Origin of the sequence: Pseudomonas sp., assembly GCF_050739655.1 — a bacterium.
Lineage (GTDB): Bacteria > Pseudomonadota > Gammaproteobacteria > Pseudomonadales > Pseudomonadaceae > Aquipseudomonas.
Map to the genome: position 1 here is coordinate 1 of NZ_JBOIBY010000383.1, position 18,787 is coordinate 18,787.

An 18,787-nucleotide genomic window follows, 5' to 3' on the forward strand; every position below is an offset into this window, starting at 1 on the left:
GTGTAGGAGCTGCCGCAGGTTGCGATCTTTTGATCTTGCTCTTCAAAAATCAAAAGATCGCAGCCTGCGGCAGCGCCTACACACAATCAGGTCTTTTTCATTCCGACCCGCCGCCGCATCTCGGCAGTAATCGTCTGCCGGGTCTTCTTCAAATCCGCCCAAGGCTCATCCCCCACCTCTTGCAGGCGCTCGTGGACATTGTGAATGTTCCATTCATTGCCGCCCTTGAGCGCTTCGATTTCCTCACGAAAGATCGGTACCGACACCGGCAACCCTTCGCGGGTACGTGCGGCGTAGGCGCAAATGGTCGTTGCGCCCAGGCCGTTGCGCAGGTAATCGATGAAGATGCGCCCGACCCGGTTCTTCGGCCCCGACACCGCCGAAAAGCGCTCCGGCAACAGGTTGGCCATGTGGCTGACGATCGCGTGGCTGAAGTCCTTGACCTCATCCCATCCGAGTTTGCGGGTCAACGGCACGACCAGGTGAATACCCTTGCCGCCACTGGTCTTGAGAAAGGCCTTGAGCCCCAGCTCATCCAGCACCGACAGGGTTAGCTGAGTCGCCTCGACCATACGCTTCCAGGGCAATGCAGGGTCCGGGTCAAGGTCGAGGACAAAGCGGTCGGGCTTGTCGAGTTTGTCGCGGGTGGCGTTCCAGGTGTGCAGCTCCACGGTGCTCATCTGCACCGCGCCGATCAGTGCTTCAGCGCTGTTAATGATCATGATCGGCTGGCCGGTGATGTCCTTGTCCAACGTGGTGATCCCCGGGATCGCCAAACGCTCGGCGTTCTTCTGGAAGAACAGTTCACCAGCAATGCCGTCCGGCGCGCGGACCAGCGCCACCGGGCGGTCCTTGAGTTCGGGCAGAATCCACTCGGCAACGCTGGCGTAATACTGCGCCAATTGCATTTTGGTGGTGCCGCTCGTGGCGTCAATGACCCGGTCGGGATGAGTGATCCGGACCTTGCCCTGCTCAAGGCCGACCTGCGACGGCGCAGCTTCGGCTTTCTTTTTTGCAGCGGACGGCTTGGCTGCCGGCTTTTTTGCGGTGGCGGTCTTCATGTCGATGGGTCGCTCCTCAGTGATCGCCTTGGCGGGCTTGTCGTCACGCAGGCCATGGAACACCGCGTGCCGCACCGAACCGTCCTTGGTCATTTCCGCAAAAGCCACTTGCGCCAGCAAACTGGGTTTGAGCCAATGCACTCCCTTGAACTCGGCCTCGCCGGGGGGATTGGCCAGCGCGGTTTTCTTCACCTGCAAGGGCTTGAGTTGTTCATGGATCTTGCTCAGCGTCGCCTCGGTAAACCCGGTGCCGACCTTGCCGGCAAAACGCAACTTGCCGCTGTCGCGGTCATGCAGCCCCAACAGCAAAGCGCCGAATGCGCTGCGCGAGCCTTTGGGGTCGGTGAAGCCGACAATGACGAACTCCTGTCGGTGCTTGCACTTGAGCTTGACCCAGTCGCTGCTGCGTCGGGACACGTACGGCGATCCCAGCCGTTTGCCGATCAGGCCTTCCATGCGCATCTGGCAGGCGCTGTTGAGCAAGGCTTGCGGGTCTTCACCGAATGCGTTGGAGAAGCGCAGCAAGGGATCATCATTGTTGGCCTTGAGCACGGTTGCCAACGCGGCGCGCCGTTCCTCGACAGGCACTTCGCGCAGGTCGACGCCATTGAGGTAGAGCAGATCAAACAGGTAGTAAAGGATGTTGCCGCTGCGACCGGCATCGAAGGCATTCTGCAGCGCCTGGAAATCCGGCACCCCGCGTTCGTCAGCCACCACCATTTCGCCATCGAGCCAGGCCGATTCAAGTCCCAGGCTGGCCAATGCCTTGGCCTGCCCCGGCAGCTTGTGCGTCCAGTCGTGGCCGTTGCGGGTGAAGAGCTTGACCTCGTCATGGTCAATGCGCGCCATGATCCGGTAGCCGTCGAACTTGACCTCATAGCTCCACTCACCTTCCGGGGCTTTTTCCACCAGCGTCGCCAGTTCCGGCTTTATTACATCAGGCAGTTTGGCCTTGTGGGCGCCCGCGAGTTGCGCTGACGCAGGTTTGCGCGTTGCAGCTGCGGGTTTCTTGACTGCTATGGGTTTGGCAGCCTTGGGCGCCCTGCCGACGATGGTACGCTCGCTGAGCACGCTGTCGGGTTCGGCGGCCACCACGTCGTAATCACTGGCAGGCCGAGCCGCACCGTCCTGATGCTTGATCAGGAACCACTGCTCCTGCTTGCCCGGCATGTGCGTGCGTACCAGGTTCCATAGGCCTTCAAGCTTTTCGCCTTGCAGTTCGAACTTGAGGCGACCCTTGGCGTAAGCCTTTGCCGGGTCCTCTTGGGGAATCCACACGCCCCGGTCCCAGACAATCACATCACCGGCGCCGTAGTGCCCAACGGGAATGCTGCCCTCGAAGGTGGCGTAGTCCAGCGGATGATCTTCAACGTGCACGGCCAAGCGCTTGACGCTGGGGTCGAGCGACGGCCCCTTGGGCACCGCCCAGCTCTTGAGCGCTCCATCGAGTTCCAGGCGGAAGTCGTAATGCAGCCGCGAGGCGTCGTGCTTCTGAATGCAGAACTGCAGGGCATGGTCATTGGCGTTTTTTTTGCCCGTGGATTTGACGGCGGCCGGTTCCGAGGTCGCCGAAAAATCGCGCATGCGATTGTAGTCTTCCAGGTTTTTGTTCATGGCTCACCTGCCGAGTGCTGCAGGGCAGCTAAATCAGCATGTCCCTTCACTCAGCAGAGCGAGCCTGTGGGAATAAAATTCCATTGGCGTTGAATACGCTCGGACAAACGGGCCAGGGAACGATCAGTCAGGCACCTCCCTTGGCCTGCTGTTCCAGGTGCACCTGCAAGTCCGGATCGATGCCTAACGCTGCCGCCAGTTCATCCAGATAATTGCGCTCGGCATCCTGCTGATCGTCCACCAGCATCACGCTGGCCAGGTACATTTCCGCGGCCATCGCCGCATCGGTTGCCGACTGGGCCACATCAGCTGGGTCCAGCGGTTTTGCGACTTCATCGTCAAGCCATTGTTGTAACTGCGGGTCGTCGGTGTGACGGGCGATTTCAGCGTTGATCAGCTGTTTTTCAGCGTCATCAAACCGGCCATCGGCCTTGGCTGCCGCGATCAGGGCTCGAAGGATTGCATGGCTGTGCTCTTCGATCTCCGGGCCTGCCAACATGTCCACTGTGCGCATCGCCTGTTGGGGTGCTTGTTGCGACTGCGTAGCCTGGCTTCGTTGCCAGCTTTGATAAGCCTGGAATGCCATCATCCCCAGCGAAGCCAGCGCCGCATAGTTGGTGCCGCCACCGGAACGCGACTGCGGTGCACCGCCCCAAGGGCCACCCCCAGCCAACAGGCCGCCGAGCAAACCGCCCAATCCGCCCATTCCACCGGCTCCGGTACTGCTGGCGCTACCACCGCCCAACAGCCCACCGAGCAAACCGCCCAAGTCACCCTGGCCATCTTGCGCAGGCGCCCCACCGCCCTGTTGCGACATCGAGCCCTGGCCGGCCCGCAGTAATTGTTCGAGCAAATCGCTGGTGTTCATGACGACGTCCTCATCGAAGGGATTGATCCGTCTGGCAACGATAGACCTGGGGGGTGAATGTGCCACCACCGTTGGGCTGACGTTCGTTTCTGTTATGACGATCGATCGTGTACATATCCGTTTCTTCGGTAACGGCCGCTGGCGGTTTCGCTCTTACAGCGACTCACTTTTTCAAACGCCAAAAAGTAAGCAAAAGGCTTTGCCCCGGCGTACGGCCCCTCGCTGGGGCTCGGGGTTCCTTCGCTACGGCATCCATCCGGGGGCATCGCCCTCCGGTTGGCTTCGCTGGCACCTACATGCGATGAGTCCGACTGCGTCGAACGGCGCTGCGCGCCAATCCCCGGATGAATACCTCCACTCAGCCTGCCGAAGGGGCAGGTAGATCAAAAACCAAAGCAAAAGCAAAAGCCAAAACCGGCTTTTACTGTAGGAGCGGGCTTGCCCGCGAAAAACGTCCAGGCAACGCGTTCAATCAGGCAGCCAGCGTCATCGTTCACGCCCATCGCTGGCAAGCCAGCTCCTACAGGACCTTCGTCGCGCACAAATTCTATGCTCACAACCGACCAACTGTGGGAGCTGGCTTGCCAGCGATGAGGCCGTCACATCCAACATCAATGTCGCCTGACACTCAGCCATCGCTGGCAAGCCAGCTCCCACAGGTTTTGAGTGTGCATTTGGATGGTTGGATACGACACAAATCCGTAGGAGCCGGCTTGCTGGCGATGGCGGTAGTGAGGACGCTATCGCTGGCAAGCCGGCTCCTACAGTTGATGCGCCCCCCATTGCTTCTCACCACTCAACAGGCCGAGTGTCAGCTCGCCTGCCGCTTTTGATCTTGATCCACCCGCCCCATCGGCAGGCTGAGTCGAGGTATTCATCCGGGGATTGGTGCGCAGCGCCGTTCGACGCAGTCGAACTCATCGCATGTAGGTGCCAGCGAAGCCAACCGGAGGGCGATGCCCCCGGATGGATGCCGGAGCGAAGGAACCCCGAGCTTTAGCGAGTGGGCCGTACGAAAGGGGCGAGCGTTTTTTTGGTTACTTTTTTTAGGCGTTTGTAAAAAAAGTGACTCGCCGTAAGGGCGAAACCATAAGTGGCCATTACCGCAGCAATGGATATGTACTCAATCAACAACTCGGTCGGCTATGAGGCCGCCATCGCTAGCAAGCCAGCTCCCACAATTGGATTGAGTACATCCGCAAGAGTCAGGTCGGCTTTAAGGCCGCCTTCGCGGGCAAGCCCTGCTCCTACAGAGGAATGACCGACGCCGACAGATTTATCCCAAGCCTTTTTTCATGGCTTGGCTAAGATTGATACGTGGTGAACCTTATTCCCGGATACCCGGTCGATACCTGCAACCCGACCCGGTTTGCCGCCGCCCTCTCGATGAAGGCGATGACTGGCTTGCTTCACCTTCTGGAGAATGCCCCCGTGATATCGACCCTACACATAGCCAGGCTCAAAGCATGGGGCGCCCATGGTTTCACCGCCACTGGCGTGGTCACCGCCTTTCTGGCGACCCTCGCCTTGCTCGATAACCAACCGACCAATTGCCTGCTGTGGCTGGGCGTGGCCCTGATCGTCGACGGTCTGGACGGTGCGCTGGCGCGCAAGGTCAATGTGCAGTCGGTGCTGCCTAGCTTCGATGGTTCGATCCTCGACCTGGTGATCGACTACCTGACCTATGTCTTCATTCCGGCCCTGTTCATCTATCGCTACATTCCGCTGCCGGACTACACGCTGCTGCTGACGGTGTCGCTGATACTGGTCTCGTCACTGTTCTGCTTCTGTAACGTCAACATGAAAAGCAAAGACAACTACTTCCAAGGCTTCCCCGCCGCATGGAACGTGGTTGCCCTGTGCCTGTACATCATCGCTCCCTCGCCATGGATCACCTTTTTGACCGTGATCGGGCTGGCCCTGCTGACGCTGACCCGGATGAAATTTTTGCACCCGTTCCGTGTCCGCCGCTTCATGCCGATCAACATTGCCGTGACGGCGATCTGGTTGCTGTGCAGTTTGTCGCTGGTGATTAATCATCCGGTGATCAACCCGCTGGTGATGGGCCTGTGGCTGCTGATGTCGGCGTACTTTCTGGGGATCTGCTTCTGGCGCACGGCGCTGGAGTGGTTCGACAGATCGCGGTTCAAATAGCGCTATGCCTATCCACATCGTGCGCCTGGGCTCGCCGCGACAACCCGATGAAGGCCTGCGCCTGGGCACCGTGCGCCGCCCGCCCCGTGGCGTGCCTAAAGCCGAGTTTGCCAAGCGGGACTTCTATGACGTGTGGCAGCCGCTGTTGTCACCCAGCCCCGAACTGGTGCACGAAGCCCAGAACGCTGAAGACGACAAGGCCTGGAACACGTTCAAACGCAAGTTCAAGGCCGAAATGAACCATCCCGCGCCCAGCCAGTTGCTCGACTTGCTGGCGGCCCTCTCCCATCACACCCATCTGGCTGTAGGCTGCTATTGCGAGGAAGAGGCGCACTGTCACCGGTCGGTGTTGCGTGAGTTGCTGCAAGCGCGGGGCGCGCAGGTTATTTAGACCCTCTGAACGCCACATATACCCTGTGGGAGCTAGCCTGCTAGCGATAGGGCCTTCACATTCAAAGCAGATGTCGAATGTGCCGCCGTCATCGCTAGCAGGCTAGCTCCCACAGGGGTAAAGCGTTATCCACTCAACGCCGTGTGATCACCACCTCCAGGTATTCACTGGGCACCACCAGAGACTTCTCTCCCGCCCGGTTCGAACGGTTGAGCAGTTCGGTCATGTCATTTTCCAGCGCCTTGGCACCATCCGCTGGCAACGCGGCGAACGCCTTGTGTACCGGGCCGTACCAGCTACGGAAGGTGTCGATGAAATGCGCGGCGCTGCGATAGCGGAAGTTGAAGGTCTTGCGCGTCACCTGAATCAGGAAGTTGCGTTCGTCGAAATGCGTGTGCAACCACGCTTCGGTGCCCCACTGCGACGGCGGTTGCGCGCCGGGCGGAGGTGGCATGTGCCGACCGAGGGTTTTGAACATCTGGCCGACGAAGCCCTCCGGCGTCCAGTTGGCCAGACCGATCCGGCCTCCCGGCCGACAAACCCGCGCCAGCTCCGAGGCCGCTTTGGCCTGGTCCGGGGTAAACATCACGCCGAAGGTCGAGAGGACGGCATCGAAGCTGGCGTCATCGAAGGGCAGCGCTTCGGCATCGGCGGCCTGAAAGGTCACGGTGAGGTGCTCTGCCCTGGCCCGATCCTCGCCGCGTTCAAGCAGTGCGGCGACGTAATCGGTGGAGGTGACGAGGCAACCACGACGTGCAGCGGCCAGTGTCGCGTTGCCGTTGCCGGCCGCTACATCGAGCACTTGCTCATCGCACAGCAAGTCGCAGGCTTCGGCCAGTTGTTCGCCGACAATCTGCAAGGTGGTGCCAATCACGGCGTAGTCGCCACTGGCCCAAGCGGCCATTTGACGGTTTTTCAGGGCAGTAAGATCAATGGGTGTACTCATGGAGACAATCTCTGGGTTGGAACACGGATCAGCTACGCGCCGACGCTTATTCCGCCGTGGTGGGATCGATGATGTTCATGACCTGGGAAATGCGATTGGCCGGGAAACCGCTCAGCCTGGCATGCTCCTTGATCTGTTCTTCGCTCGGCGAGATGTACACGCAGTAGAGCTTGTCACCGGTGACATAACTCTGAAGCCATTGCACTTCGGGCAACTCGCGCAGCGTCCTGCAGGACTTTTGCGAAGCGGCTTTCAAATCCCTTTCAGACAGTGTTCCAGCACCTGGAATCTCGCGCTCTATGACGAACTTCGGCATGGCAACCTCTCATTCTTGTTATTGATCACAGGATCGGCAGACCCTGTGTGCCCACTATCGCGCCAGCAGATGCTGGCGTCCTGCCCGATCGTCGCCCAGCCTTGTCCGATCGTCCGGAGATTTCATGCCTGGCCTGGACAGGCTCACAATCAGGCTCTTGTCCCAGAATGCCTGAGCGGGAAGTCACTATGGATGCCCTGTCACAGACCCTACGCGTCGTTCGCCTGGCCGGCGCTATTTTCATCAACGCCAGGTTCACCGCACCCTGGTGTTACCAGTCGCCGAGGGCCGACACCGCCGCACCTTTTCTGGAGCCGAACGCCGAGCAGGTGGTGATCTTTCACCTGATCACCGAAGGCGAGTGTTACGTCGAACTCGGCGACGATCCGCCCCTGCTGCTGACCGCTGGTGACGTCGTGCTTTTCCCCCAGGGCGATGGACATCGCATGACGTCCCAGCCGGGATTGCCCCCCGTCACCGGCGGGCGGCTGGATAAAATCCTGGCGCGCCGGCCACAGCAACTGAGATATGGCGGCGCAGGCGCAGTCACCCGGCTGGTGTGCGGTTACATGGCTTGCGATACACGCTTGGCCGGCATGTTGCTGACGGGATTGCCGCCGGTAGTGCGGGTCAATGTACGCGGTTCGAATGCCGGCATCTGGCTGGAATCGTCCGTACGTTATGCCCTGGCCGAAGCCCGCTCGCCACGGCCCGGCGGCGAAGGCGTGCTGGCGAAACTGGCCGAGGTGTTGTTCATTGAAGTCCTGCGCCTGTACATGCACGAACACGGCAAGGGCCGTACCGGCTGGCTGGCGGGTGTGGGCGACCGAATCGTCGGCGCCGCCCTCAACGCCTTGCACAAAACGCCCTGCCATCCCTGGACCCTGGATGAACTGGCACGCACCGCTGGCACCTCCCGATCGGTATTGGCCGAGCGCTTTCAACAACTGGTGGGTATTTCGCCGATGCAGTACCTGACGCAATGGCGAATGATGCTGGCCGCCAACCTGTTACGCAGCAGCAACAGCTCCCTGATACGCATCGCCGAAGAAGTCGGTTACCAGACGGATACCGCCTTCAGTCGAGCATTTCGACGCGAATACGGTGCGCCGCCGGCAGCGTGGCGGCGCAACCATGCGACGCCCATACACTAAGCCTCCCCACACGAACTGTAGGAGCTGCCGCAGGCTGCGATCTTAAAGGTCAAAAGATCGCAGCCTGCGGCAGCGCCTACAAAGGGTCGTGGTTCACGCGTTCGGCGCAGTGGCCTTGGCCTCTTCCAGCAGCTGCTGGATCATCTTCTCCTGGTCATCGTAGCGACCTTCTCCGAAGTGGGTGAAGCGTACCTGGCCCTTGGCGTCGATCAGGTAGTGCGCTGGCCAGTACTGGTTGTCGAAGTTGCGCCAGATCGCGTAGTTATTGTCGATCGCCACCGGGTAGGTGATGCCGTACTCCTTCACCTTGTCCCTGACGTTGTCGATGATGCGCTCAAACCCGTATTCAGGGGTGTGCACGCCAATCACCACCAGGCCGTCCTTCTGGTACTTCTTCGCCCAGTCCTTGACGTACGGCAGGGTGTGCTTGCAGTTGATGCAGTCGAAGGTCCAGAAGTCCACCAGCACCACTTTGCCTTTGAGCGATTCGTTGGTCAGCGCCGGCGAGTTGATCCATTCCACGGCACCGGACAGAGACGGCATGGCGTGCGTGGACTCGGCCTTGGCCTTGCTGACGAAGTAATCGACCACTTTTGGCACGGTTTCCAGCACGCCTTTCTCGACGCTGCTGACACCTTGCGACGAGGTGTTGGCCAGCAGCACATTGTCGGCACCGGTGGAAATCACCGCCGCACCGGCCAGCACCGCTACTCCGGCGCCGCGACGCAGCCAGCCCGTCACCGGAATCGAGGGTTTGAGGCGATTGACCAGGCCGCGACCGGCAAAGATCAGCACGCCCAGGGACAACGCACTGCCCGCCCCATAAGCCACCAGCAAGAGGCTGGTCCCGGCGTTCGCGCCCTGCAACATGGCGCCGGTCAGGATGACGCCCAGGATCGGCCCGGCACACGGCGCCCAGAGCAGACCGGTGGCGACGCCGATCATCAGTGAACCCAGGGGACCGGAGACTTTGCGGCCGTTCGGGTCGAGGCGATTGCCCAGCGACACAAACGGACGCGCCAGCCAGTCACCGACCCGGGCGGAAATCAAAGACAAGGCAAACAGCACCATCACGACCAGCGCGACATAGCGACCGGCGTTGCTGGCTTGTATCACCCACTCGCTGCTGACCACCGCCAGGCTGGAGATCAGGGCAAATGTCAGGGCCATACCGCCAAGGGTGAGCAGGATCGAGGAGCGCTTGCGATCGGCCCCGGCGAACAGGAACGGCACGACCGGCAGGATGCAAGGGCTGAGGACGGTCAAAATGCCGCCCAGGAAAGCGATGAGGAACATGGGATCACCTGATACAAATTAATGGGCAACACACTTCCCATTGTGGGAGCGAGCCTGCTCGCGATGGCGGAGTGTCAGTCGACATCAAACTGACTGATCCACCGCCATCGCGAGCAGGCTCGCTCCCACAGGGGTTTGGTGGTGTTTGCAGATCCGAGTCAAGCCGTCTGGCTATCCAGCCATTTGCCCTGCGGCGTATGGCTGACACCGTTTTCAGCAACAACCTGCCCCTGTAGCGTGCGGTTGTAGCCGTCCTCGGCGAGGAAGGCATCGCCGCCTTTCTTCATCTCCGGCGTCAGTTGAAAGCAGGTGCTGCTGCCGCAGGCGTTCTGCTCGACAGCGGCGTTGGCGTGGGCCGCGGCACCGGCGACGGAGAAGGCAATGGCGGTCAAGAATCGGCTGACGTTGTTCATGATTGTGTTCCTCGTATCAAATGGGATGAGCACTTGGTGATCGCAGGACTCAGTTGTCCGAGATGCAGTTGTCGGAAATCTTGCTGTAGTCCAGAACCTGGGTTTTGCTTTGGGAATCCAGGTAAGTCAGCTGCGCATCAACCACCCCGCAGGAAGGAGCAGTGCCCTCTTTGAGCGACACCACTTTCTTGATATCCAGATGCGTGCCGTAGGTGTAGGTTTTAGCGCTGACATCGGCTTCTGCACGGGCCGACAAGGTGCAGATGTTAAGGGCGGCAAACAGGCAAGCGGCGTAGATGGCTTTAGTATTCATGGCGGTTTCCTCAAGGTTTAAACAGGTCAATCGTGAGTTGGGCCGAGGCAGTTGGGCTGGTCTCGATGGAACCTATTTAAAACTCGCGAGGTATCCCGTATGTGTCGGGAAAAGGCGCGTGTAAATCGGTACGTATCAGAACCGGGGCGGGATACAGAGCGATACAAAAGCCCGGAAAACTGGCGTTTTTGCGTCCGTGTGTATCCACCGACAAGCCGGATACACTGCAATACAAACCCCTGCGGGCGAGCGGGCCAAGGCTCGATAGACTGTGCGACATCCCCCTTCATAGAGGTCAGTCCCCATGGAACACGTCGATCACATCCTCATCGTTGACGATGACCGCGAGATCCGCGAACTGGTGGGCAACTACCTGAAGAAGAACGGCTTGCGCACCACCGTCGTGGCGGATGGGCGGCAGATGCGCACCTTCCTCGAATCGACACCGGTGGACCTGATCGTGCTGGACATCATGATGCCGGGCGACGATGGCTTGATGCTCTGCCGCGAGCTGCGCTCGGGTAAACACAAGGCGACACCGGTATTGATGCTCACTGCCCGCAACGATGAAACCGACCGCATCATTGGCCTGGAAATGGGCGCCGATGACTATCTGGTCAAGCCCTTCGCCGCCCGGGAACTGTTGGCACGAATCAATGCCGTACTGCGCCGCACGCGCATGCTGCCACCGAACCTGGTGGTGACCGAAGCCAGTCGGATGTTGGCCTTTGGTCGCTGGAAGCTGGACACTTCGGCCCGTCACCTGCTCGACGAAGACGGCACCATGGTTGCCCTCAGCGGTGCCGAATACCGTTTGCTGCGGGTGTTCCTCGATCATCCGCAACGGGTGCTCAATCGCGACCAGTTGCTCAACCTGACCCAGGGCCGCGACGCCGATCTGTTCGATCGCTCCATCGACCTGTTGGTGAGCCGTCTGCGCCAGCGCCTGCTGGACGATGCCCGCGAACCGGCCTACATCAAGACCGTGCGCAGCGAGGGCTATGTGTTTTCCCTGCCAGTGGAAATCGTCGGGGCGCCAGCATGAACCTTTCGCTGCGCTGGCCTCGCACCCTGGCCTCTCGTCTGTCGTTGATTTTCCTGATCTGCCTGATCCTCGCCCAGGCATTGTCCTTCGGCGCGCAATACTACGAGCGCTACGAAAGCGCGAAAAACACCATGCTGGGCAACCTGGAAACCGACATCTCGACCTCCATTGCCATCCTCGACCGCCTGCCGGCCGAGGAGCGCGCGAGCTGGCTGCCCCAGTTGCAGCGCAACAACTACGGGTATCTGTTGAATGCGGGCGAAAGCGGCACGCCGATGGGCATGGACATGCCCAATGCGCCCATTGCCATGGCCTCGATCATGGACGCCCTCGGCAAGAACTACCCGATGACCTTCAGTGAAATTCCGGGGTCAAGAAAACACTTTCAGGTGCACCTCAAACTCACCGATGGCAGCCCGCTGACCATCGACGTGCGGCCGGCGATGATGCCGTTGTCGCCCTGGCTGCCCTTCGTGCTCATCGGTCAACTAGCGCTGATGATCGCCTGCACCTGGCTGGCCGTGCGCATCGCTGTGCGCCCCCTGACCCGTCTTGTCGAAGCCGTGGACACCCTCGACCCCAACACTCACCCGGTCCTGCTGGACGAAAAAGGCCCCACCGAAGTCGCCCATGCCGCCAAGGCCTTCAACGCCATGCAGGCGCGCATCGCGGCCTATCTCAAAGAACGCATGCAACTGCTGGCAGCGATCTCCCACGACCTGCAGACGCCGATCACCCGGATGAAACTGCGCGCCGAGTTCATGGACGATTGCGTGGAGAAAGACAAACTGTGGAATGACCTCGGCGAGATGGAACACCTGGTGCGCGAAGGTGTGGCCTATGCCCGTAGCGTCCACGGTGCCACCGAAGAAAGCCGTCGCACCGATCTGGATTCGTTCCTCGACAGCCTGGTGTTCGACTATCAGGACATGGGCAAGGAGGTTCAGTTATCCGGCAAGAGCACCACCGTCATCGACACCCGTCCCCATGCCTTGCGCCGGGTGCTGGTGAACCTGACGGACAATGCCCTCAAGTTCGCCAGTGCCGCCGAATTGCTGGTCGAAAAGAAATCCGACGGCAGCGTGTCGGTGAAAGTCATGGACCGTGGCCCGGGTATCGCCGAAGAGGAACTGGCCCAAGTGATGCAGCCGTTCTACCGCGTGGAAAACTCACGCAACCGCAGCACCGGCGGCACCGGCCTTGGCCTGGCGATCGCGCAGCAACTGGCGTTGGCGATTGGGGGTTCGTTGACGTTGAGCAATCGTGAAGGCGGCGGTTTGTGTGCCGAGCTGAAGTTGCCCGCCCGCTCGGCTTGAAGGGCCGGGTTCTGGTCGGTCAAACCGCAACCGCGGCCCACAGGCTTAACGTTAAATGACAAACCGCGCCACCAGCGCGTTCAAATTCACCGCCAGGCGTGACAGTTCGTGGGAAGCGGCGCTGGTCTGGTCGGCACCTGCGGCGGACTGGGTTGCCAGATCACGAATGTTCACCAGGTTGCGGTCGACTTCGCGGGACACTTGAGCCTGTTCTTCCGACGCGCTGGCAATGACCAGGTTGCGCTCATTGATCAAGTGGATCGACTGTGTGATCTGCTCCAGTGCGACACCGGCGGCACGCGCCATTTCCAGGGTGCTGTGGGTGCGCTGATTGCTTTGCTGCATCGACGCCACGGCTTCGCCGGTACCGTTCTGGATACCGGCGACCATCTTCTCGATTTCCTGGGTCGACTGCGCCGTGCGATGTGCCAGCGCCCGAACTTCATCCGCGACCACGGCAAAACCGCGCCCGGCTTCACCGGCACGTGCGGCTTCGATGGCAGCGTTGAGCGCCAGCAAGTTGGTCTGCTCGGCGATGGCGCGAATCACGTCCAGCACCTTGCCGATGTCGCGTCCCTGGGCGGCGAGGCCTTCGACCATCAAGGAGGTGGTGTGCACGTCGCGGGTCATGGTCTGGATAGCATCGACGGTTTGCACCACGCGGTCGCGACCTTCACGGGCGGCCTGGGTCGACTGGTTCGACGCTTCGGAGGTCGATACCGCATTGCGTGCCACTTCTTCGACGGCGGCGGTCATTTCGTTGACCGCGGTCGCCGCCTGTTCGATTTCGTTGTTCTGTTGTTGCAGGCCACGGGAGGCGTCTTGAGTCACCGCGCTGAGTTCTTCAGCGGCGGCCCCCAGTTGCGTGGCGGAACCGGCGATCTGTTCGATGGTTTTGCGCAGACTGGCCTGCATGGTCGACAAAGCGCCGAGCAGGCGCCCCGGCTCATCCTGGCCATCGACCTCGATGACTTTGCTCAAGTTGCCATCAGCAATGGTTTGCGCCGCCTGCAATGCACGGTTCAGCGGCGTGACGATGCTGCGGGTCAGCAGCCAGGCCAACACAATGGTCATCAGCGCCGCCATCACCGCGACGACCACAATGCCAAAAATGGCACTGCTGTAGTTCTCGCCCGCTTTGGCCGAGGCAGTTTTGGCATAGGCCGTATTGAGTGCCACCAGCTTGTTGAGCTGCTCACCCATCTGATCGGTGCCATCCTTGATCCGCGTATTGATCAGCGCGCGCATTTCATCGAATTTGTTCTGCTGCGACAACGCCAGCATCTGCTCCTGGGCTTGCATGTAGCCGTCCAGGGTGGCCGTGAACGTCTTGTACAGCGCCGCCTCTTCGGGCTGGGCCGGCAATGCGGCATAACTGGCTTGGGCGCTGCGCAGCTTGTCGACCAACACACCGATACGCGTCTGCGCTTCCTGCAACGCTGCCGGATCACGATTGACCAATACCCGGAACGACAAAATCCGCAGACGCAATACGTTTTCCGTCATGTTGCCGAGAAAACCGACACTGGGCAGTTGGTTGGTTTCCATGTCCAGAGAGGCCTGACGCATGATGCCCATGCGATTCACGGCAAATACCCCCAACACGACGACCAGCAGGGCAATGAAGGCAAAACCCAGGAAAGCTCGAGGCGCGATACTCAGGTTACGCAAAGACATAGGATGACTCTCGGAGGGATAGTGGCAACGAGCATCCTTGCGTAATCACAGCAGGCGGGCATTGGCGCGCGCCTGTTAGCTGTATCGGCCAGGCTTGAGGTTTATTGCGGGGATTGAGCAAATAAATACAGATCGTTCCCACGCGGAGCGTGGGAACGATCAATGGGAGGTGCAAGTGAGCTGTGTTCGATCAGGTCGCTACACCAATCACCCCTTCCCCCTGCAACTGCCGCAACAACGCCGCGCCACTCGCCATGAACTCCACAGAACCACTACTCCCCACCTCCCCCGCCAACCCCAGCAACTGCGCCTGCCCGCTCAACGCGGGGAACTCTTCAACGCGCTGCAACAACCGCCAGGCCAGCGGCGTCAATGTGGAAAACCTCACGCTCCAGTCCTCGGCTCGACGTACCAACAGCAACGTAGGATGTTCCGGCGCAACCTCTGGCTGGTAATCCGGCCCGACCAAATGCACCGGCCAGGCGTAAGCCAGCGGCCAGGCCAGTGGAGAAACCTGCAACGGGCGCTCCAGCAACGAATCGGCATCCCCGGGCGTCAACGGCTCGGCTTCGGATTGTTGCAGGGCCATTTCCACCCATTCGTAGTGCGCCAGTTCAACCATGAACGGCGGCCATGGGCCGTCTTCCAAGGCAGCGGGTTCAGAGGCGAGAAACTCGACAAACTCCTCGGCGATCTCACCGAATTTCGGCGTATGGGCGCGGTAGTCGCGCAGGAAAATCCGCACCAGTGTGCGCCAGCGCTGGTCGCCGAGCATCTGCACCAACACCGGAAAGGTGCCGCTGATCAAGGTCGACAGGTTGGCGAACACCAGGTCGCGATACACCTGGGCGCGCTTGGGGTCCATCTCCGGTGGCGGCGCGCAATGCTCGGGATCGCGCAGGTACAGGCCCATGTTGCGTTGCTGTTCATGCAGCGAACGAATGGCCACGGCCCACCTCCTGAGTCTGCAAGCGGCGAATGGTCTGCAATTCGACGACCAGTTCGCAAAAGGCAGGAAAGTTGAAATCCCGTTCCAGCAAGGTCGGTTGTGCGCCGAACCGGGCATAAGCCTCGCTGAGCAACGACCACACCGCAGGTTTCACCGAGGCGCCATGGGTGTCGATTTTCAAGGTGTCCGACTCATCGAAGTGCCCGGCGATGTGCATGGCCACGACCCGGTTTGCATCAATGCCAGCCAGAAAGGAACGCGGATAGAAGCCGTGGTTGATCGAGTTGACGTAAACGTTGTTGACGTCCAGCAACAAGTCGCAATCGGCTTCGCGCAGCACGGCGTTGGTGAACGTCACCTCGTCCATGTCCTGCTGCGGCGCGGCGTAGTAGGAGACGTTTTCTACCGCCAGGCGACGGCCGAGAATGTCCTGGGCCTGACGGATACGCGCGGCGACGTGATGCACCGCCTCTTCGGTAAAGGGCAACGGCAACAGGTCGTACAGGTGACCGTCATCGCTGCAGTAGCTCAGGTGCTCGCTGTACAGCGGCACGTTGTGTTGATCGAGAAAGACCCGCACCTCTTCCAGAAAGCCGACATCCAGCGGCGACGGTCCGCCCAATGACAGGGACAACCCGTGACAGGACAACGGATAACGCTCGGCCAGCTCCCGCAGCGCCGCGCCATGGGCGCCACCGATGCCGATCCAGTTTTCCGGAGCGACTTCCAAAAAGTCGAAATGACCGGCCGGGGCAGCCAGAAGATCCTTCATTAAACCGCGACGCAAGCCGAGCCCGGCGCTGGCCTTGGAGGTGATGGGGGTTTGCATGATATCGATCTCAAGGTTGTCAGAACGTAGGCACAGTTAACCGAAGCGATGTATCGGGTCTTTGTTGCGTGCTGACAGAAAACGGCAGGACTTGTATCACCGGCAGGTCTGTACACACTCTGGTACAGACCTGCCGACCGTTCTTACGCCAGGTCGTACTTCTCGCGCACCAGTTGGCCGATGCCCATGCGGTCGAGCACATTCATCGGGCACAGGAACGTCACGCGCACGGTGCCGGGCAAGCGACTGATGTCGATGGAACCGGTGATGGTGGCGCGATTGAGCACTTCGTCATACGGCAGGCCGGTGACGGATGCCGCACGCTGCAAGCCGTTCTCCACCGCCAGGTTAAGGTTTTCACCACTGCCGATGAAGGTGATCGGGCCGCTCTGCTCAATCTCGTGCTGGCCCCAGCGTGCGCCCAGTTCACGAACTTTGGCCTGCTGTTCGGCGCTCATCGGGCGTGCCATTGGCGGTAAGTCATCGAGGTTTTGCAGGAGGATCGGTCCTTCGAGTGTCAGGTTCTTCACCACCTGCACCTGCACCTCGGTTTCCCCGGAGCAGTCAGTGGCGTGCCCGGCGATCTCGCCGTTGCCCTGCTGAGCGTGCATATCGCCCATGTACACCCCCGCGCCCGGCACTTTCACGGGGCAAATCAATACGCAGCCTTCGCGGATCGAATTGGTGTCCATGTGGCCGTCGGTCTTGGCCGCGTGCAGCTCTTCGCGGGTCATGCCAAAACGGTGCGGGGCGTTGATCAGGTACTGGCCGAAATCGGCGCAGTTGTGCGAATCGGGCATATCCCGGGACGGCAGGGTGCCGATGTTGCCGAGGAACGGGCGCATGTGCGCGGCGACACCGGGCATGTCGGCTCGGGCCGATGATGCCATGGGTGTAGTTGTCCACTCGCAGGCGATCGACTGGTGTGGCGTTGAAATTGGGTTCAGGCGTAGTCATTGTGGCCCCCTTTGGAATCAGGAGCGAACGGCCGCCGGCTGGGGCAGCCTGGGAAGGCTCAAACAGCCTGCACAGTTCAACGCAGGACTGTATCGGGGGGCCGATTAGATACATTGCGATACACGGACACCTCTGAACCCTGTGGGAGCGGGCTTGCCCGCGATGAGGGTGTGTCAGTCACCACCTTCATCAGTGGGTACATTGCAATCGCGAGCAAGCCCACTCCCACAGGGTTCAGTATCAACAAAGAGGCATTCATCGCTTCAGACAAGCTGCGTACAACCCGGGAACTAAACTTAATGTACCCAGGACACGCTTCCCGTCCTGTTCATTCCACGACCACCGCCCACGACGAACACCGCCGCTGGACCGTGATCCTGCATAAGGAGCGCACGTGATGGACGAGGCCAAACTCAATGACTTCATGGGCAAATTGGTCAATGACATGGGCGGTGCGGCGATGCTCGCCAATGTCATCCTCGGCGAAGAGCTTGGCCTGTATAAGGCCATGGCCGACAGCCAGCCGATCAGCCCCGAAACACTCGCCGGCAAGACCGGCTGCAACGCCCGCCTGGTGCGCGAATGGCTCAGCGCCCACGCCGCCTCAGGTTACATGGAACACAGCAGCGGCCAGTTCCGCCTGCCTGAAGAACAAGCCCTGGCCCTGGCCATCGAGGATTCCCCGGTCTACATCGCAGGGGGCATTGGTGTGGTCGCGTCGTTTTTCCATGACAAGGACAAGTTGGTCAAGGCCATGCGCGGCGATGGCGCCCTGCCCTGGGGCGATCACCATCCATGCATGTTCAGCGGCACCGAGCGCTTCTTCAGGCCCGGCTACAAGGCGCACCTGATCGCCGAATGGCTGCCTTCCCTTGAAGGCGTGGTTGGCAAACTGGAGGAAGGCGCCAAAGTGGCGGACATCGGCTGCGGCCATGGCGCGTCCACGGTGATCATGGCCCAGGCCTATCCAAACTCGCGGTTCGCAGGTTTCGACTACCACGCACCCTCGGTCACTGTCGCCACCCAGCGCGCCGAAGAAGGTGGCGTGTCCGCACGGGCGCGGTTCTTCCAGGGCACGGCGAAAAGCTACCCCGGCAATGACTACGACCTGGTCTGCTACTTCGACTGCCTGCACGACATGGGCGATCCGGTGGGCGCAGCCAAACATGCCTACGAGTCGTTGAAGCCGGACGGGAGCGTGCTGCTGGTGGAACCCTTCGCCAATGATTCGCTGGACGACAACATCAACCCGGTCGGCCGGTTGTTCTACGCCGCCTCGACCTTTATCTGTACGCCCAATTCGCTGTCCCAGGAGGTCGGTTTGGGCCTCGGCGCCCAGGCTGGCGAGGCGCGGTTGCGCAAGGTGTTCACCGAGGCCGGGTTTTCGAGTTTCCGCCGGGCAACGGAAACGCCGTTCAACCTGATTCTTGAAGCACGCAAGTAGCGCTGATATTCCCTGTAGGAGCTGCCGCAGGCTGCGATCTTTTG

16 protein-coding genes and 1 pseudogene are annotated in these 18,787 nt (G+C 60.6%); 6 read left to right on the forward strand and 11 right to left on the reverse strand.

What is annotated here, in order from left to right; all coding sequences use genetic code 11:
* Nucleotides 1–86: 86 nt before the first annotated feature.
* Together ligD and ACRESJ_RS18640 are read right to left on the reverse strand one after the other, a co-directional pair.
* Nucleotides 87–2,675 (reverse strand): DNA ligase D, encoded by a 2,589-nt coding sequence (ligD, locus tag ACRESJ_RS18635; RefSeq protein WP_431759196.1) that lies wholly within the window; start codon nucleotides 2,673–2,675, stop codon nucleotides 87–89.
* A 127-nt stretch (nucleotides 2,676–2,802) separates the two neighbouring features.
* Complete coding sequence (locus ACRESJ_RS18640) at nucleotides 2,803–3,543, reverse strand: tellurite resistance TerB family protein (protein WP_431759197.1); 741 nt, start codon at nucleotides 3,541–3,543, stop codon at nucleotides 2,803–2,805.
* A 1,431-nt stretch (nucleotides 3,544–4,974) separates the two neighbouring features.
* Here ACRESJ_RS18640 and pcsA point away from each other — a divergent pair.
* Complete coding sequence (gene pcsA / locus ACRESJ_RS18645) at nucleotides 4,975–5,697, forward strand: phosphatidylcholine synthase (protein WP_431759210.1); 723 nt, start codon at nucleotides 4,975–4,977, stop codon at nucleotides 5,695–5,697.
* 4 nt (nucleotides 5,698–5,701) lie between these two features.
* Nucleotides 5,702–6,088 carry a DUF488 domain-containing protein gene (locus ACRESJ_RS18650; protein WP_431759198.1) on the forward strand — a complete coding sequence of 129 codons (387 nt, stop codon included), beginning with the start codon at nucleotides 5,702–5,704 and terminating at the stop codon, nucleotides 6,086–6,088.
* Nucleotides 6,089–6,221: 133 nt separating this feature from the next.
* Here the strand turns inward: ACRESJ_RS18650 and ACRESJ_RS18655 are convergent, their stop codons facing one another.
* Nucleotides 6,222–7,034 (reverse strand): class I SAM-dependent methyltransferase, encoded by an 813-nt coding sequence (locus ACRESJ_RS18655; RefSeq protein WP_431759199.1) that lies wholly within the window; start codon nucleotides 7,032–7,034, stop codon nucleotides 6,222–6,224.
* Between the two features lie 46 nt (nucleotides 7,035–7,080).
* Nucleotides 7,081–7,350, reverse strand: coding sequence for a DUF4242 domain-containing protein (locus ACRESJ_RS18660; protein ID WP_431759200.1), 270 nt, complete (start codon nucleotides 7,348–7,350; stop codon nucleotides 7,081–7,083).
* A 188-nt stretch (nucleotides 7,351–7,538) separates the two neighbouring features.
* On the opposite strand from ACRESJ_RS18660, the gene ACRESJ_RS18665 reads away from it, so the two are divergent.
* Entirely contained in the window at nucleotides 7,539–8,504 is a 966-nt protein-coding gene (locus tag ACRESJ_RS18665; protein ID WP_431759201.1) for an AraC family transcriptional regulator, read from the forward strand.
* Nucleotides 8,505–8,597: 93 nt separating this feature from the next.
* Here ACRESJ_RS18665 and ACRESJ_RS18670 read toward each other — a convergent pair whose 3' ends face one another.
* The 3 genes from ACRESJ_RS18670 to ACRESJ_RS18680 form a co-directional block, all read right to left on the reverse strand.
* Complete coding sequence (locus ACRESJ_RS18670; protein ID WP_431759202.1) at nucleotides 8,598–9,800, reverse strand: cytochrome c biogenesis protein DipZ; 1,203 nt, start codon at nucleotides 9,798–9,800, stop codon at nucleotides 8,598–8,600.
* A gap of 158 nt (nucleotides 9,801–9,958) precedes the next feature.
* Complete coding sequence (locus ACRESJ_RS18675) at nucleotides 9,959–10,213, reverse strand: hypothetical protein (protein WP_431759203.1); 255 nt, start codon at nucleotides 10,211–10,213, stop codon at nucleotides 9,959–9,961.
* A 49-nt stretch (nucleotides 10,214–10,262) separates the two neighbouring features.
* The gene (locus ACRESJ_RS18680; protein ID WP_431759204.1) at nucleotides 10,263–10,526 is read right to left on the reverse strand and encodes a DUF2790 domain-containing protein; all 264 of its coding nucleotides are present in this window, start codon (nucleotides 10,524–10,526) and stop codon (nucleotides 10,263–10,265) included.
* Nucleotides 10,527–10,830: 304 nt separating this feature from the next.
* On the opposite strand from ACRESJ_RS18680, the gene ACRESJ_RS18685 reads away from it, so the two are divergent.
* Complete coding sequence (locus tag ACRESJ_RS18685) at nucleotides 10,831–11,571, forward strand: response regulator (protein ID WP_431759205.1); 741 nt, start codon at nucleotides 10,831–10,833, stop codon at nucleotides 11,569–11,571.
* Nucleotides 11,568–12,887 (forward strand): ATP-binding protein, encoded by a 1,320-nt coding sequence (locus ACRESJ_RS18690; RefSeq protein ID WP_431759206.1) that lies wholly within the window; start codon nucleotides 11,568–11,570, stop codon nucleotides 12,885–12,887. The genes ACRESJ_RS18685 and ACRESJ_RS18690 overlap by 4 nt, the downstream gene beginning before the upstream one ends.
* 51 nt (nucleotides 12,888–12,938) lie before the next feature.
* Here the strand turns inward: ACRESJ_RS18690 and ACRESJ_RS18695 are convergent, their stop codons facing one another.
* The 4 genes and pseudogenes from ACRESJ_RS18695 to ACRESJ_RS18710 form a co-directional block, all read right to left on the reverse strand.
* Complete coding sequence (locus ACRESJ_RS18695; RefSeq protein WP_431759207.1) at nucleotides 12,939–14,564, reverse strand: methyl-accepting chemotaxis protein; 1,626 nt, start codon at nucleotides 14,562–14,564, stop codon at nucleotides 12,939–12,941.
* Nucleotides 14,565–14,754: 190 nt separating this feature from the next.
* Nucleotides 14,755–15,477, reverse strand: coding sequence for an HvfC family RiPP maturation protein (locus ACRESJ_RS18700; protein ID WP_431759211.1), 723 nt, complete (start codon nucleotides 15,475–15,477; stop codon nucleotides 14,755–14,757).
* 13 nt (nucleotides 15,478–15,490) lie between these two features.
* Nucleotides 15,491–16,342: an HvfB family MNIO-type RiPP peptide maturase gene (locus ACRESJ_RS18705; protein ID WP_431759208.1), complete on the reverse strand. Its 852-nt coding sequence runs from the start codon at nucleotides 16,340–16,342 to the stop codon at nucleotides 15,491–15,493.
* A gap of 143 nt (nucleotides 16,343–16,485) precedes the next feature.
* A pseudogene (locus ACRESJ_RS18710) lies at nucleotides 16,486–17,226 on the reverse strand (acetamidase/formamidase family protein); the annotation flags it as partial.
* Nucleotides 17,227–17,696: 470 nt separating this feature from the next.
* On the opposite strand from ACRESJ_RS18710, the gene ACRESJ_RS18715 reads away from it, so the two are divergent.
* Nucleotides 17,697–18,743 carry a class I SAM-dependent methyltransferase gene (locus tag ACRESJ_RS18715; protein ID WP_431759209.1) on the forward strand — a complete coding sequence of 349 codons (1,047 nt, stop codon included), beginning with the start codon at nucleotides 17,697–17,699 and terminating at the stop codon, nucleotides 18,741–18,743.
* Nucleotides 18,744–18,787: the final 44 nt, after the last annotated feature.